Source organism: Acidiphilium sp. MT5 (assembly GCF_054767495.1).
In genome coordinates this window covers 28,791-43,213 of record NZ_BAABMR010000006.1, presented here as the reverse complement: position 1 = coordinate 43,213, position 14,423 = coordinate 28,791, and the positions used below count along the sequence as shown (strand labels likewise).

14 protein-coding genes are annotated in these 14,423 nt (G+C 60.1%); 12 read left to right on the top strand and 2 right to left on the bottom strand.

What is annotated here, in order from left to right; genetic code table 11:
* Window positions 1-79: 79 nt before the first annotated feature.
* The 10 genes from bamA to ACYUCQ_RS08025 all read left to right on the top strand — a co-directional run bounded on the left by bamA (window position 80) and on the right by ACYUCQ_RS08025 (window position 8,932).
* Window positions 80-2,452 carry an outer membrane protein assembly factor BamA gene (bamA, locus tag ACYUCQ_RS08070; RefSeq protein ID WP_460254009.1) on the top strand — a complete coding sequence of 791 codons (2,373 nt, stop codon included), beginning with the start codon at window positions 80-82 and terminating at the stop codon, window positions 2,450-2,452.
* A gap of 16 nt (window positions 2,453-2,468) precedes the next feature.
* Window positions 2,469-3,230, top strand: a complete 762-nt coding sequence (locus tag ACYUCQ_RS08065) for an OmpH family outer membrane protein (RefSeq protein WP_460254008.1) — start codon at window positions 2,469-2,471, stop codon at window positions 3,228-3,230.
* Between the two features lie 10 nt (window positions 3,231-3,240).
* Complete coding sequence (gene lpxD / locus ACYUCQ_RS08060) at window positions 3,241-4,302, top strand: UDP-3-O-(3-hydroxymyristoyl)glucosamine N-acyltransferase (RefSeq protein WP_460254007.1); 1,062 nt, start codon at window positions 3,241-3,243, stop codon at window positions 4,300-4,302.
* Window positions 4,303-4,339: 37 nt separating this feature from the next.
* Window positions 4,340-4,840 (top strand): 3-hydroxyacyl-ACP dehydratase FabZ, encoded by a 501-nt coding sequence (fabZ, locus tag ACYUCQ_RS08055; RefSeq protein WP_460254148.1) that lies wholly within the window; start codon window positions 4,340-4,342, stop codon window positions 4,838-4,840.
* Window positions 4,837-5,652, top strand: coding sequence for an acyl-ACP--UDP-N-acetylglucosamine O-acyltransferase (lpxA, locus tag ACYUCQ_RS08050; RefSeq protein WP_460254006.1), 816 nt, complete (start codon window positions 4,837-4,839; stop codon window positions 5,650-5,652). Before fabZ ends, lpxA begins: the two co-directional genes overlap by 4 nt.
* Before the next feature lie 4 nt (window positions 5,653-5,656).
* Complete coding sequence (locus ACYUCQ_RS08045; protein WP_460254005.1) at window positions 5,657-6,520, top strand: LpxI family protein; 864 nt, start codon at window positions 5,657-5,659, stop codon at window positions 6,518-6,520.
* Window positions 6,517-6,912: a lactoylglutathione lyase gene (gene gloA, locus ACYUCQ_RS08040; RefSeq protein ID WP_460254004.1), complete on the top strand. Its 396-nt coding sequence runs from the start codon at window positions 6,517-6,519 to the stop codon at window positions 6,910-6,912. The genes ACYUCQ_RS08045 and gloA overlap by 4 nt, the downstream gene beginning before the upstream one ends.
* A 3-nt stretch (window positions 6,913-6,915) precedes the next feature.
* A complete protein-coding gene (locus ACYUCQ_RS08035; RefSeq protein WP_460254003.1) occupies window positions 6,916-8,178 on the top strand; it encodes a sulfotransferase family protein in 1,263 nt (420 codons plus the stop codon).
* A gap of 186 nt (window positions 8,179-8,364) precedes the next feature.
* On the top strand, window positions 8,365-8,664 hold the full coding sequence (locus tag ACYUCQ_RS08030) for a type II toxin-antitoxin system RelB/DinJ family antitoxin (protein ID WP_460254002.1): 300 nt from the start codon (window positions 8,365-8,367) through the stop codon (window positions 8,662-8,664).
* Window positions 8,651-8,932, top strand: coding sequence for a type II toxin-antitoxin system RelE/ParE family toxin (locus tag ACYUCQ_RS08025; RefSeq protein ID WP_460254001.1), 282 nt, complete (start codon window positions 8,651-8,653; stop codon window positions 8,930-8,932). The genes ACYUCQ_RS08030 and ACYUCQ_RS08025 overlap by 14 nt, the downstream gene beginning before the upstream one ends.
* Window positions 8,933-9,020: 88 nt before the next feature.
* Here ACYUCQ_RS08025 and ACYUCQ_RS08020 read toward each other — a convergent pair whose 3' ends face one another.
* On the bottom strand, window positions 9,021-9,800 hold the full coding sequence (locus tag ACYUCQ_RS08020) for a hypothetical protein (protein WP_460254000.1): 780 nt from the start codon (window positions 9,798-9,800) through the stop codon (window positions 9,021-9,023).
* 108 nt (window positions 9,801-9,908) lie between these two features.
* On the opposite strand from ACYUCQ_RS08020, the gene ACYUCQ_RS08015 reads away from it, so the two are divergent.
* Entirely contained in the window at window positions 9,909-11,408 is a 1,500-nt protein-coding gene (locus tag ACYUCQ_RS08015; RefSeq protein ID WP_460254147.1) for a Ppx/GppA phosphatase family protein, read from the top strand.
* A gap of 16 nt (window positions 11,409-11,424) precedes the next feature.
* Here ACYUCQ_RS08015 and ACYUCQ_RS08010 read toward each other — a convergent pair whose 3' ends face one another.
* Window positions 11,425-13,377, bottom strand: coding sequence for an NF038122 family metalloprotease (locus ACYUCQ_RS08010; protein WP_460253999.1), 1,953 nt, complete (start codon window positions 13,375-13,377; stop codon window positions 11,425-11,427).
* Window positions 13,378-13,547: 170 nt separating this feature from the next.
* On the opposite strand from ACYUCQ_RS08010, the gene ACYUCQ_RS08005 reads away from it, so the two are divergent.
* Window positions 13,548-14,423, top strand: a complete 876-nt coding sequence (locus ACYUCQ_RS08005; RefSeq protein ID WP_460253998.1) for an ADP-polyphosphate phosphotransferase — start codon at window positions 13,548-13,550, stop codon at window positions 14,421-14,423.

Below are 14,423 nucleotides of genomic sequence, written 5' to 3'. Positions count from 1 at the left end.
TAGGCCGCAAGGCGAGCAGCGCCGCGTTGGCGGCTTTACGCAGGATTAGCCGCATGGACGGCCAGGAGCAGGACAGGAGATGATGGTGCGGCGAGCACGATGGGCCTTGATGGCGTCGATCTGCATGGTTCCCACCCTGCTCACGCAGGCAACCCAGCCCGCGCAGGCGGCCCCGCGCCCGCAATCAGCTACGGCGCACTCAGCAATGGCGCAGCCCTCGGGCGGCACCATTGCTGCCATTCGCGTGGTGGGCAATCATCGCATCGCGACCAGCACGATTTTGTCGTATATTCTGCTTGCCCCCGGTGACCCGTTCAGTGCCAGTCAGATCAATCTCAGCCTAAAGACCCTGTATGCCACCGGCCTGTTCAGCAACGCTGAAATTACCCGCCAAGGCAACGATCTGGTCGTTGCGGTGCGAGAAAATCCGGTGGTCAATCAGGTCTATTTCGAGGGCAATAAGGCGGTTAAAGACAAATCGCTGAAAAAAGTCGTCAGCCTGCAACCCGGCGCGGTGTTCACCACCGCCGCTGCGGCTGCCGACACCAAGGCGGTGCTCGGTGACTTCGCCAAGCATGGCCGCTATGATGCGCAGGTTACCCCCGAAATCGTCCGCCTGCCGGAAAACCGCGTCAATGTGGTGTTCAAATGCGTGCAAGGCCCGGAAACCCTGATCAGCCGGATCAATTTCATCGGTAATCATCATTTTGATCAGTCCAAGCTGCGCGAAGTGGTTTCCTCGCGGCAGAATGCCTGGTTCCGCTTCCTCAGCGATTCCGATCATTATGATCCGGAGCGGATTAAATATGACGAGGAATTGCTGACCCGGTTCTATTTTCATCACGGCTACGCCGATTTCAAACTCGACAGCGCCACCGCGCAGCTTGCGCCGAACCGCAAATCCTTTTTTCTGACGTTCGTGATGACCGAAGGCCCGCGCTACCGGGTGGGTAGCGTTCAAGTGGTCTCTTCGGTGCCGCATCTTTCCGGCAAAAGCCTGCGCGCGTTGGTGCCCATCGAAAAAGGCGATATTTTCGATGGCGATGCGCTGCGCACGGCGGTTAAGCGCATCTCGACGCAAGTGCAGGATAAAGGCTTCGCTTTTGCTCAAGTTGAGCCGGACGTGAAGGAAAATAAAAAGGCGCACACGATTGCGCTGACTTTCCACGTCATTAATGGTCCGCGCGTTTATGTTCGCAATGTCGATATTGTGGGCAACACCCGCACCGAAGACGGTATTATTCGCCGCCAGATCGAGCTGGCACCCGGCGATGCCTATAATGAGACGGCGGTGAAGGAATCCAAGCAAAATCTGAAGGACCTCGGCTTCTTTTCCAAAAAGGGCCTGAGTGTTAAGCCGGTTCCGGCGGGTCAGCCGGACGAGGTTAATCTCGTTGTCAATGTGCCGGAAAAAGCCAATGGCCAATTCTCGCTCGGCGGTGGCTATTCGACTGATCTCGGGGCGTTGCTCAATATTGGCCTCAGCCAGAATGATTTCATCGGCACCGGCATCAACGCCTCGATCAGCGCTTTGCTCGCGCAGAAAGGCACCCAGTTCAATCTTGGTGTAACCAACCCGTATTTCATGGGCCGCAACTTGGTTGCCGGGTTTGATTTGTTCCGCACCGATACCTCGAACACCACCAGCTATGTGTTCAGCGAACGCTCGATTGGCGGTGATGTGCGCTTGGGCTTCCGCTATAACCACCATGTCAGCCAGGCTTTTTCCTATACGCTGTCCACCCGCAACATTTACAACGTGGTGCCCGGTGCGAGCCTGTATATTCTGAGTGAGCAAGGCTCGACCACGCTTTCGCAACTGACCCAGTCACTGACCTTCAACTACACCAACGACCCGGTTGACCCGACCAGCGGTGGCGAAATCTCGTTCACCACCAGCTATGCCGGGCTTGGCGGTTCCGCCAAATTCCTGCGGTTGGAAACGCGCGCGGCGTATTATATTCCGCTGCGCCGCTATTTGGGCAGCAAGGGCTATGTGCTCGAATTCAAAGCCCATGTTGGCTATCTCTATGATTTGTTCGGCTATCACTCGCTCTTGTCGGATCGGTTCTTCCTCGGGGGCAATAGTCTGCTCGGCTTCCAAACCGGCGGCGCTGGCCCGCATGACACCACGTATGGCGACAGCTTGGGCGGTCGCTTCATCTATACCGAGGATAATATCCTGAACTTCCCGCTGCCGGTCAGCCCTGATCTTGGCGTGTCGGGCTTTGCCTTTGCGGATGTCGGCAGCCTGTCCCAGGTTAGCCAGCTCAAGGTCAATGGCGTGGTGCTCCCGGTTTACGACAATCCGGCGCCGCGCGTTTCGGTTGGCGTTGGTGTGGCTTGGAATACGCCGTTCGGCTTGATCGATCTCTCATTCGCGCAGCCGATCAAAAAGTACAAATACGACCAAGTCGAACAGTTCCGTGTCTCTTTCGGCACCCATTTCTAATCAAACGAGGTCTTCTGTGAAATTTTTTGCGCCCCGCCTGATCGTCGCTAGCCTGCCCGCTCTCGCTTTGTGCGCCGTCGGCTTTTCTACTGCGCACGCGCAGAGCAAAAGCCCCGGCTACTTCATCCCGCATCCGGCTGCGGCCCCGGTAAGCCATGCCGCAGCACCTGTCGCCGCAGCGCCCACCGCGCCGCAGCAACCCGCGCAGCCGAAATTGCCGCCGATTCCGAATTTGCCCGCCTTGCCCAAAGAATCGCCGCCCCCCGCCGCCATTATTGGCGTGCTCTCGGTGCCAGAAATCATGCAGCAATCGACGGCAGCGCGTGGCGTTGAAACCATCATCCAGCAGCGCCGCACCGTGCTCGCCAAGGAAGCCCAGGCCGAGCAAAAGCGGATCGAGGCCGAGCAAAAAACCATCGAGGCGGAAAAAGCGAAACTGACCAAGCCGGTTCTGGTCAGCAAGGAAAAGGCGCTGCAGGTCGAAATCGAAAAAGACCAGGTGAAGTTCCATAATGAGGGCGTCGCGATCGAAATTTCGGCGCGCACGGCCTTGGGCAAAATCGAATCCACCCTGATTGCGGTGATCCGTCAGGTCGCTCAGGCGCATGATATGAACTTGGTGCTGCACCGCTCGCAGGTGGCGCTGAATTCCAATAAAATCGATATTTCCGGTGAAGTTGCCGCCCAACTGAACAAAATTCTGCCCAGCGTCGCGGTGCCGCCCTCGGTCGTGCCGAAATCGGTCACTGCCGCTGAAGCCGCGCCGCCGAAAAAGTAATTTTTCTCCGATGGACGCCAAATCGGCACCCAACCCCATCACCAGCATCGCCGCGCCTGAGTTTCACCCCAGGCGCGGCCCTTTTACCCTCGCCGTCATTGGCGAAACACTCGGCATCGCGGTGCCGGACCCGGTGCTGGCCCTCCCGATTGAGGGCGTTGCCTCGCTTGATCGCGCCGGCCCCGATCAGATCAGCTTTCTTGATAATCGCCGCTATCGCAGTGCGCTGAAGCAAACCAGTGCCGCTGCGGTTATTCTCGCCGCTGAAAATCTGCCCCATTGCCCACCCAACAGCATTCCGCTGGTCACGCCCGAGCCTTATCTGGCATGGGCGCGGGTCTGCACGCTGTTTCATCCGCGACCCCTCGCCCAACCCGGCATCCATCCGAGCGCCGTTATTGATCCGAGCGCAATCATTGATCCCAGCGCGGAAATCGGCCCGCTGGTGGTGGTCGGCGCCGGTGCGACCATCGGCGCGCATACCCGGATCGGCGCGGGCGTGACCATCGGTGATCACTGCATGATTGGCGCGGATTGTCATATCGGCCCGCAGGTCAGCATCGCCTACGCCATTTTGGGTGACCGCATCACCATTCACCCCGGCGCGCGGATTGGCCAGGACGGGTTTGGCTTTGCGGTCGGCGCCCAGGGCTTCACGCCGGTCCCGCAACTGGGCTGTGTGCGGATCGATCATGATGTCTCGATTGGCGCCAATACCACGATCGATCGCGGCTCCGCGCAGGACACCATCATCGGGGCGGGCACCCGCATCGATAATCAGGTGCAAATCGCTCATAATGTGCGCATCGGTCATCATTGCGTCATTTGCGCGCAGGTGGGTATTTCCGGCTCATCGAGCTTGGGGGATCGCGTGACCATCGCCGGTCAGGCCGGGTTCGTCGGCCATGTCCATGTCGGCAGCGGCGCGCGCATTGGCGGTCAGGCTGGCATCATGACCGATGTGCCGGCGGGCGCTGAGTATATCGGCAGCCCCGCCCAACCGGCGCGCGAATTTTTTCGGGGCGTCGCCCTGTTGCGCCAACTCGCCCGGCGTTCCAATACTCGCGGATAACCGAACCTCCACCTTCAGCAGATAGCGGACCCCCATGATGGACGGCACCCAACCAGACCCCGCCACCACGACGCCGACCGGCGGCAAAACCATCGATATCGCAGGCATCATGCATGCGATCCCGCATCGCTTTCCGTTCTTGCTGATCGACCGGGTGACCGATCTGCACCCGGATCGCTCCGCCATCGGGGTGAAAAACGTCTCGATCAATGAGCATTTCTTCGATGGCCATTTCCCCGGCCATCCGGTGATGCCGGGCGTGCTGATCATCGAGGCGATGGCGCAAACCGCCGCCGTGCTGGTGGTGGAAACGCTCGGCCCGGATGAGGCGGGCAAGGTCGTTTATTTCATGTCGGTCGAAGGGGCGAAATTCCGCCGTCCGGTGGTCCCCGGCGATAGTCTGCGCATTCATGTCGAAAAACAACGCAATCGCGGGCCGGTCTGGCGCTTCGCAGGCGTCGCCAAAGTCGATGGTGTCCCGGTTGCCGAGGCGGTGTTCGCCGCCATGATCACCGACCGCAAGGCCGAGGCACGATGATCGATCCCTCAGCCTCAATCCACCCGACGGCGTTGGTGGCTCCTGGTGCTGTCATCGCGGCGGGTGCAAAAATCGGCCCGTTCTGCACCATTAGCGCTGATGTGGTGATCGGTGAGGGCGTGGAATTGGTTTCCCACGTCGTGGTTGATGGCGTGACCCGCATCGGCGCGGGGGCCAAAATTTTTCCCTTCGCGACCATCGGCCTAGCGCCACAGGATTTGAAATATAAGGGCGAGGCCACCGAGACCGAAATTGGCCCGCGCACGATGATCCGTGAACATTGTTCGATCCATCGTGGCACCGCCACCGGGTCGGGCATTACCCGCGTTGGCGCGGATTGCTTGCTGATGGCGGTGGTGCATGTCGCGCATGACTGCATCATTGAGGATCATGTGATTGTCTCGAACAATGTGGTGATGGGCGGTCATGTCGAAATCGGCCCGCGCGCGGTGATTGGCGGGGCGGCGGCGATCCACCAATTCGTGCGCATCGGTGCCGGGGCGATGATCGGTGGTGTTTCCGGCATCCCGGCCGATGTGGTGCCCTACACGCTGGTATTCGGCGCGCGCGCGCGCCTCGCGGGCCTGAATGCGGTTGGCTTGAAGCGGCGTGGGCTGGACCGGGCGGCTTTGCACCGGGTGCGTGCTGGGTTCAACGCGCTGTTCAACGAGCATGGCGTGCTCGCCGAGCGGATTGAGACGGTGCGCGCCACCTATGGCGATGATCCTTATATCGCGGAAATGCTCGCCTTCATCACCCATCCTAGCTCGCGCGGCCTGATCACCCAGCGCTCTCGCACCAACGACGAGTAATCCCATGGCCCAACCTTTGGGCATCATTGCAGGCGGCGGCATTCTCCCTGCCCGCATCGCCACCGCCGCCCAGGCTGCCGGCCGCCCGGTTTTCATTGTTGGCCTGGAAGGCTACGCCGAACCCGCCGTGCTGGCGCCGTTCCCGCATCAGCTGATCCGCCTCGGCGCTGCGGGGGCGATTGCGGGTGCTTTCCGCGAGCATGGTTGTGCGGAGCTGGTGCTGATCGGCCCGGTCAAACGCCCCTCGCTGCTGGCACTCCGCCCGGATGCGCTCGGTGTCAAACTGCTTGCCCGCGTTGGTCGTGCTGCCTTCGCGGGCGATGATACGCTGCTGGCCACCGTGATCCGCGTGCTCGGCGAAGAGGGTTTCACCGTGCTTGGCGCGCATGAAATCCTGAATGATGCGCTTGGCCCGGCGGGCCTGCTGACCAAAGCAGCGCCGGATGCGGTGACCCGCGCTGATATTGCCCGCGCCGTCGCGGTGCTGCGCATCATCGGCGCTGCCGATATCGGCCAGGCTTGCGTGGTGCAGCAAGGTCTGGTGCTCGCTGTTGAAGCGATTGAGGGAACGGATGCCATGCTGGCCCGTGCCGGTACGCTGAAGCGCGATGGCGCGGGCGGTGTGCTGGTCAAACTGCTCAAGCCCGGCCAAGACCGCCGGGCTGATCTGCCCACGATTGGCCCGGCGACGGTGGCTGGTCTGATCGCAGCAGGGTTGCGAGGGCTGGCATTCGACGCGGGCAACACCATTCTGATGGATCGTCCCGCCATGATCGCTTGCGCCGACGCGGCAGGGTTGTTCCTACTCGGTATCGACCCCGACGCCGCAGAATGGCAAACTGATATAGACAAAGGAGTTCGCCCATGAGCGACCAGTTCACGTTTTTGCACACCATGATCCGCGTCAATGATTTGCAGCAAAGTGTCGATTTCTACACCAAGCTGCTCGGCATGAAGGAGTTGCGCCGCACCGATGTGCCGGATGGCAAATATACCTTGGTGTTCGTGGGCTATGGCGATGAAACCAACCATACCGTGCTCGAACTGACCTATAATTATGATACAAATCATTACGACCAAGGCACTGCCTTCGGCCATTTCGCCCTCGGCGTGCCCGATATTTTCGCCACGATCGAAAGCCTGCGCGCCGCCGGCGTCAAAATCACCCGCGAGCCCGGTCCGGTGAAATTCGGCAAGACCGTGATTGCCTTCATCGAAGACCCGAATGGCTATAAAATCGAACTGATCGAGCGCCGCTGAACCATGAGCCACGCCAACGCCCCGGTACCGCCAATCCCAGACCAGCACGCGGGAAAATCCTTTAGGTACCGGGCGTTGGACGGCATTTTCGCGGTGGGCGAAACCCTGCTCCCTGATAATTTCCCGCGCCTGACTGCTTCTGCCATTGAGCGCGCCGCCAAAACCCACGTCACCGGCCCGGCCAGCGAAGGCCTCGCCCGCCTGACCGACTCACTGGCCCGCGAATCCCAGCTTTCATTGTTTGGCCGCGTCTCAGTGCGCTATGATTTGCTCCGTCTCGCCCGTAATGGCGCGTTGATCGAGCGTATGCACGCCGAAAACCCGGAAATTGCCGCCGCCCCGGTGCGGGCGCCGCTGTTTATTCTTGGCCTGCCGCGCTCGGGCACCACGTTTCTGCACAGCATGCTGGCGCTTGACCCTGAAATCCTGGTCCCGCGCGTTTGGCAAACGCTCTATCCGGCGCCCCGGGCCCCGGATTTCGATCCCACGACCAGCGCTGCCGCCCGCCAATCCAATAAACAGCTCGGCATTTTCGCCGGCATGGCGCCCGATTTCCCCGCCATTCACCCAATCCACGCAGACAGCCCGCAGGAATGCAGCGAAATCACGGCGCACCTGTTCCAAAGCCTGCGCTTTGACACCACGTTCCGCGTGCCGAGCTATCGCATCTGGCTCGACGCGCACGGCCACGCCGAGGCGTTTGCGTTCCATAAACGCTGGCTGCAAGCGATGCAGCACGGCGTTAAGGCCCGGTTCTGGGCGCTCAAATGCCCCGATCATACCTTCTCGATGGATGCCATTCTGCACACCTATCCCGATGCCCGCTTCGTTATTGTGCATCGCGACCCGCTGCATGTTTTCGCCTCAGTCGCCTTCATGACCGAAGTGCTGCGCCGCCCGTTCCTGCGCGGCATTGACCCCGCTGAAATCGGCGAACAAGTCACTACCCGCTGGATCGAAGGGGCGCGCCAGCTGGTCGCCCTCGATCAAAGCGGCGCCATCGCGCCCCGCAACCTGATTAACATTCAATACGAAACCCTCACCGACGACCCGATCAGCGCGATCAGCGCCATCTACGCCCATTTTGGCGAAACCCTCTCCGAACCTGCCCAATCGGCCATGCGCGCCCATCTGGCCGCAGCACCCAAAGGCGGCTACGGCACCAACCGCTATCGCCCCGCTGACTTCAACATCAACCCCGACCGCCTGCGCCCCGATTTTGCCCCCTATATGGATTATTTCGGCGTCAAATCGCGCGCGGCGTGAGGCGGCGCGGAGCAGGCGAAAAACTGCTTTTTGAAAAAAGCAGCAAAAACTTTCGCACGTTAAGGCGAGCGAAGCTGGAGGCGGTTGGCGCGGGTATTTTTCGGCGCGCAGAGGCGCGAGGGACATGAAATCTTGTTGGTATCTCAATTGAGATATAGGATGCGGGAGCAAAGAAGGAGAATTGACGTGGCGACCCAAACATCAATGCTCCACATCCGTGTGGACGATAAGCTCAAGGCGGATGCGGCAGAAAAACTGGCGCATATTGGCCTGACGGTATCGGATGCTGTGCGCATTTTGCTAACCCGTGTCGCTAAGGAAGGCGGCTTGCCTGTCGGCCTGACCACCGATCCTGAGGCTCATGACGCTTGGTTCCGCGCCAAGGTGCGCGATGCTCTGGCCGATACCCGGCCGATCCTGCCGCACCAGCAAGTGATGGATGAAGCTCAAGCCTTGATCGTTAAGAAACGTCGTGCTCGAGCTTGAATGGGGAGAAGCTGCTCGTGCCGACTTGCTTGCGATTATCGATTACATTTCCGACCAAAACCCCGATGCCGCGCAACGTTTGAAAGACGATATCGAGGCGAAAGCCGCGCGCTTGCGCGAATATCCAAAGCTCTACCGGTTAGGCCGTATTGAAGCCACCCGCGAAATGGTCGTCTGGTCAAACTTTATCGTGGTATATCAGGAACACGCTTTTACGGTGCGGATTTTGCGGGTGTTACACGCGGCTCAGCAATGGCCACCGGCGTAGGTGATCCAGTCATAAATCCTAAAAATCGCACAGGTCTTGACTGTCGGGAGGGGGTTGGGCCGGCTAGCGGAGTCTCACCACGTCGCGATCAGTGACTGCTCAGCGCCTTATGGTGGCGGAGCGTAGATGTGTCGGTGGCGAAATCGTACAGGGCTTGGTCGACCATGGTGAGGGCTTTGATTTGGGCTTTTGCGGCGGGGTCGATTGAGAATGCGGGGCTTGCCGTGACGTTGCGCCGGGGGATTGGTTGGGGCGGCAGGCCGAGTGCGTGGTGTAGGGCGGTGGCTTGGTTGTCGAGCTGGTCGGTGGTGAATACGGCATCAAGCGTGAGCAGGTTGGCCATCGCCATTTGATAGAGCTGGTCTGGGTGAGTGGCGGCGGAGGCGTTCTCCCAGGCGACGGAGAGCGAATAAGCGCCGTTCCAGTTCGGTTTGAATAATTGCGCCAAGTGCTCGACCGGCGCGGTCGCTTGGGCGAGGTAGCGGGCTTGGAAATTGGTCACCATCGGCACGGTGATCGGGTCATGCACGAAATCGAGCAGTGTTTGACGGATCACGTGATGATGCAGCGGATGGGTGGCGGTGCGGCGGACTTCGTGGAAATGCGAGATGGTGCGCGCCAGCGGATCGCGCAGGACGGTAACGACGCGGAGCTTGCGACCGAGATAGGTGGCGAGGCCGATGCCAAAATGGCCGCAAAAAGCGCGGTAATCGTCGGTGCGCAGTGCAGGGTCGCGGTAGAAATCATCCCACATCGCGGCGGGACAGAGCGCCGCCCGATAATGATCGTGCAAGGCGGCGCGCAGCGAGGTACCGGCGGTTTTGGGAATGTGCAGCAGATAGAGGGGTGGGATCGGGGGAGCATCCATTCGGACGAATGTATGCATCCCATGTTACAGCTTGATGTCGCAAGGCCTGGATATAGTGAGGTGAGGGCGTTGGTGTTCAAGGATGGGCTGCTGCGCTATGGGAGAAGAATGCAGGATCGACAGAGCGAGATGATGGGGCGGCGCTTGCGGCGCGCGGTGGTGGACCTTGGGTCCAATTCAGTGCGCTTGGTGGTGTTTGAGGGTGAGTCGCGCAACCCGGTGCAGATTTTCAATGAAAAGGCGGTGCTGCGCCTCGCGCGCGGCTTGATCCATACCAACCGGCTGGAGCCGAGTGCGATGGACGAGGCGATGGTGGTATTGCGCCGCTATGCGACGATTGCGGCGGCGATGGGCGCGGCGCCGTTTGAGGCGTTGGCGACCTCGGCGGTGCGTGATGCCGCCAATGGCGCGGATTTTGTAGCGCGGATTGGCCGAGAGGTGCCGAATTTGGCGGTGACGGTGCTTTCGGGTGATGCGGAGGCGCGGTTATCGGCTGAGGGTGTGTTGTGCGGGATACCGGCGGCGGACGGGATTTTGGCGGATTTGGGCGGCGGCTCGTTGGAGCTGGTGCGCCTGGCACGCGGCGTGATTGGCGCGGCGGCGACGCTGCCTGTGGGGGTGATCCGCCTGGCCGAACGGGCGGGTGGTGAACCGGCGCGGGCGCGGGCGATTGTTGAGGAAGAATTGGCAGCGGCGCCCTTTGCCCAAGAGGGGGCGGGGGGAGATTTGTATTTGTCGGGCGGCGCGTTCCGGGCATTGGCGCGCATTCATATTGCGCAAACGTCTTATCCGCTGGCGGTGGTGCATCATTATACAATTGGGCGCGACGAGGCCCGTGATTTATCAGCGGTGGTGGGCGAGGCCAGCCGGAAATTGATCGAGCGGATGCCGGGTGCTTCGCGCCGACGGATTGAGGATTTGCCGTTCGCTGCGGTGATTTTGCGCCGCTTGTTGCGGGCGACGGGCGCGGAGCGGGTGGTGTTTTCGGCCAATGGGCTGCGCGAAGGGTGGTTTTTACGGCAATTGCCGCAGGCCATGCGTGAGCAAGACCCGCTGATTGCCGCCGCGCGGGATTTGGCGATTGGCATGGTGCGCGATCCCGGATTGCCGCAGGCGCTGATTGAATGGACCAAGGCGCTGTTTCCGGGCGAGACGGCAAACCAGCTTCGGTTGCGCGAGGCGGCCTGTTGGTATTCCGATATTGGTTATCACGAACATCCGGAATATCGGGCGGAGCAGGCCTATTTGCGGGTGTTGCGGCAAACCGGCGTGGCACTCGATCATCATGCTCGGGCTTTTCTCGCTTTGACGGTGGCGCTTCGTTATGAGGCGCCGAGCGATGCTGGATTTTTGGCCTCGGCGCGGAGTTTATTGGCGATGGATGCGGCGCGGCGGGCCGAGACGCTGGGGGCGGCACTAAGGCTGGCCTATACGCTATCAGCCGGCACGCCGGCTTTGTTGGCGGCGGCAGCGCTCACTTTGCAGCCTGGTCGGCTGGTGTTGACGCTCGATGCGGCGAGCGGGGTTTTCGCGGGCGAGGCGATCACCAGGCGATTGGCGCGGCTTGCGGCGTTACTTGGGGTTGAGCCTGAGGTGCGGGCGGTCTGAGCGGGTGAAATAGAGATTAGGCGGCGTTTGATCGTCGGTTTGGTGTGCGCCGATATTGGGTGGTGGCGCCGATGGTGAGTTTCGGGGTTTGGCCGTTGAGGAGGTGGGCGGGAATGATGGCACGTCCGTTGGTCCAGCGCCCATCGGGTTCGGCGCGGTGCCAGCCATCGCGCAGATCGGGATGATCGAGGGGAATTTGTTCGCCGCCGATATGGAGGGCGGCGATTTTAACGCCAAGCTGGCGCTGGTCGCGCGGATCGGGGGACAGGTGACCGGGGATGGCGCTGCGCGAGAGAAGTGCAACGGAACCATCGGGCTGTGCGCGCACGCGGAATGCGGGATCATGGGTGAGGGTGAAGGGCGCGCGCGCCAGCAACTGCGCCCGGATTTTTTCGACTGTGGCGCCGGATTCGTGGAATGGCGCGCAGCCTTCGCGTTCACGCCTTGTTTGCGCAAAATCCGGGTGTAAGGCGATGGCGACGCCGCCATTGCTGAAATTGGCGCGGTTGCCAGTGTCCAGATAGCTCTCGCTGGGGGTGCCTTCGGCGTAGATGACGCTGTGGTTTTTCAGTTCGATATGGTAATAATGAATGGTTTCGCGGGCTTCTTGGCGGATTGTGGTGCCGTTGATCAGGGCTTTTGCGGGGATGAGCGCGCCATCAAGATAGAGCGCGTGATCGGGCGAGAAGATCAGATCGCGGCGTGGGACGCCATCCATCAAGGCGCCGACTTTGATGCGGATGGGGTTCACGCTCTCGGGGTGCGGGTGCCGGGCGGGTTCGATGGCGCGTTGACCGATCCAGCGGATGGGCGCGGTGCCGCCGCCATGCAGAACCAATTCATCGCCGATCTGGAGTTTTTCGACGGGGATATCGCCCTGGCGCGCCAGAATGCGGGTGCCGGCGGCGAAACAATTGACGTTAAAGCCCAAGAGCGACAGCACCGTCAGATCGAGAGGGGTCAAGATGTTGGACGCGTAACCCGGCGCTGCATACCCGTTGAAGGGATCATTCAGCAGATAATTCCAATCGGTGCGTCCTGACCCGGCGAAGGTTGCCAGGGCGGTTTTGCCATCATTGAGGGAGAAGTAGGGCGCCTTGGCGTTGCTTGCCAGGGTCGGATTATCGTTGAGCTGCAACACGCCCGGCGCGGTGAACCGGAAAAAATTGATGGCGCTGAACGGATAGGCCGTCATTGTCGAGGATGTTACGGTATTGTAATAGGTAACTGGACCGCCGTTTCTGATATCGCGGCCCAGCGCGTGGGAGAGTTCGTGGAGCACAACGCCAAACAGATCAAACTCGTTTGTCGGGATGATCGAGCCAGAGCCGTAATAAAATGGTTGCGTAACATTGACCCCCATTTTACCGACATAGCCGCCCGAGCTTTGCAGCCCCCAGGCTTTTGCTTCCGCGTTTGATACTTGAATACTGTCATAAACGCCGGTGGGCAGGGCGGTTGGGAAATATTTTGCCGCTGCCGGATCGTGGATTTCCAGTTCGTTGAGGAATGAGTTGTAGGGCAACGTGCTATCCCAGGCGGCAGCGCCGCCGGCCAAGCCGCCGAGAATGCCGTGGGCGGCGATGGTGACGGTGATTGGATCATCAAGGCGGCTTGCCAGATAGTTGGCGGCTTCGATCATGGTGTTGCGCATGTTCGTCGGGATCACGGTCTGGCTGGTATTGGTGACGGGCGCGAAATATACCACGATCGACATATGGGTCTGCACATTGTTGGGCTGTGTGCTGATCGCGGCTGGCGATGGATCATGGCTTGCGGGGAGCGTGATGCCATTGTCGCTGGTCATGACGGGGAGGGCGGTATCGAAGGGGAGCAGGCTGGTGATTGCCGACACCGGGGCGACGTTTGTTATGCTGTTGGCGGCTGCGTCGGCGGGATGCTGCTTCTGCGCCGTGCGATGTTGGAGCGTGATGTCCAGCGACGGGTCATTCAGCCAATGATTATCCATGACACCACTTTCTCTGGTTGCAGCCAAGCCTAAACGTCGGTTAACCATAGATGATTTTATTGCGCAACGAAATTTGCTATTAATGTCAGCGCTTCTGGCATAGATGTCATGGGTTTGTCTCGAACTGGGTGATCCGATACAAACTCGATCACGCGGGTCAGGAGAGTAAAATGGCGATCAAGACCAAGCTATTTCGGGTTGAGCCGGGTCAAAAATTGGATTTGCGGCGTTGGAACACGCGTGTGGCGCCGGTTTATCGGTCCAAGTCCGACTATAAGGCGCAGTTGGCTGATCACATCGCGCGGCTGAGTGCGCAGCAACAGATGTTTTATGCAGATCATCGTTATGCGGTGTTGCTGATTTTTCAGGCGATGGATGCGGCAGGCAAGGATGGTGCGATCCGGCATGTAATGTCAGGGATTAATCCGCAAGGTTGTCAGGTGTTCAGTTTCAAGCATCCGAGCGCTGAGGAATTGTCGCATGATTTTCTCTGGCGCACCACGCGCGATCTGCCCGAGCGGGGGCGAATCGGGATTTTTAATCGGTCCTATTATGAGGAGGTTTTGATTGTGCGGGTGCATCCCGCCTTGCTGCGTGCGGAGGCGGTTACCCATTTATCGGCCGAGGGCGAGCCGTTTTGGGCGGAGCGTTATCGTTCGATCGTGGAGTTGGAGCGGCATTTGCACGCGAATGGCACACGCATTGTGAAGTTTTTTCTGCATATTTCCAAAGAGGAGCAGCGTGAGCGATTTTTGGCCCGGATTGATGATCCGGCCAAGAATTGGAAATTCAGTGAGGCCGACATGGCCGAGCGCGGATATTGGGATGCGTATCAGGAGGCGTATGGCGCCTGTTTGAGCGCCACCAGCACCCAGGATTGTCCCTGGTATGTGGTGCCGGCGGATGACAAGCCGACGGCGCGATTGATTATTTCACAGGTTATTCTGGATTTGTTCGAGGGGCTGGATTTGCGCTATCCCGATGTTGGTGAGTCAGGCGTTAAAGCGTTGAAAAAGATCAGGCAACGGCTCGCCGCCGAAAAATGA

Bases quoted from the DNA above. Each gene is read 5' to 3' on its own strand.
- bamA (WP_460254009.1), top strand. From the start codon at position 80: ATGATGGTGCGGCGAGCACGATGGGCCTTGATGGCGTCGATCTGCATG.
- lpxD (WP_460254007.1), top strand. From the start codon at position 3,241: ATGGACGCCAAATCGGCACCCAACCCCATCACCAGCATCGCCGCGCCT.
- fabZ (WP_460254148.1), top strand. From the start codon at position 4,340: ATGGACGGCACCCAACCAGACCCCGCCACCACGACGCCGACCGGCGGC.
- lpxA (WP_460254006.1), top strand. From the start codon at position 4,837: ATGATCGATCCCTCAGCCTCAATCCACCCGACGGCGTTGGTGGCTCCT.
- ACYUCQ_RS08045 (WP_460254005.1), top strand. From the start codon at position 5,657: ATGGCCCAACCTTTGGGCATCATTGCAGGCGGCGGCATTCTCCCTGCC.
- gloA (WP_460254004.1), top strand. From the start codon at position 6,517: ATGAGCGACCAGTTCACGTTTTTGCACACCATGATCCGCGTCAATGAT.
- ACYUCQ_RS08035 (WP_460254003.1), top strand. From the start codon at position 6,916: ATGAGCCACGCCAACGCCCCGGTACCGCCAATCCCAGACCAGCACGCG.
- ACYUCQ_RS08020 (WP_460254000.1), bottom strand. From the start codon at position 9,800: ATGGATGCTCCCCCGATCCCACCCCTCTATCTGCTGCACATTCCCAAA.
- ACYUCQ_RS08015 (WP_460254147.1), top strand. From the start codon at position 9,909: ATGCAGGATCGACAGAGCGAGATGATGGGGCGGCGCTTGCGGCGCGCG.
- ACYUCQ_RS08010 (WP_460253999.1), bottom strand. From the start codon at position 13,377: ATGGATAATCATTGGCTGAATGACCCGTCGCTGGACATCACGCTCCAA.
- ACYUCQ_RS08005 (WP_460253998.1), top strand. From the start codon at position 13,548: ATGGCGATCAAGACCAAGCTATTTCGGGTTGAGCCGGGTCAAAAATTG.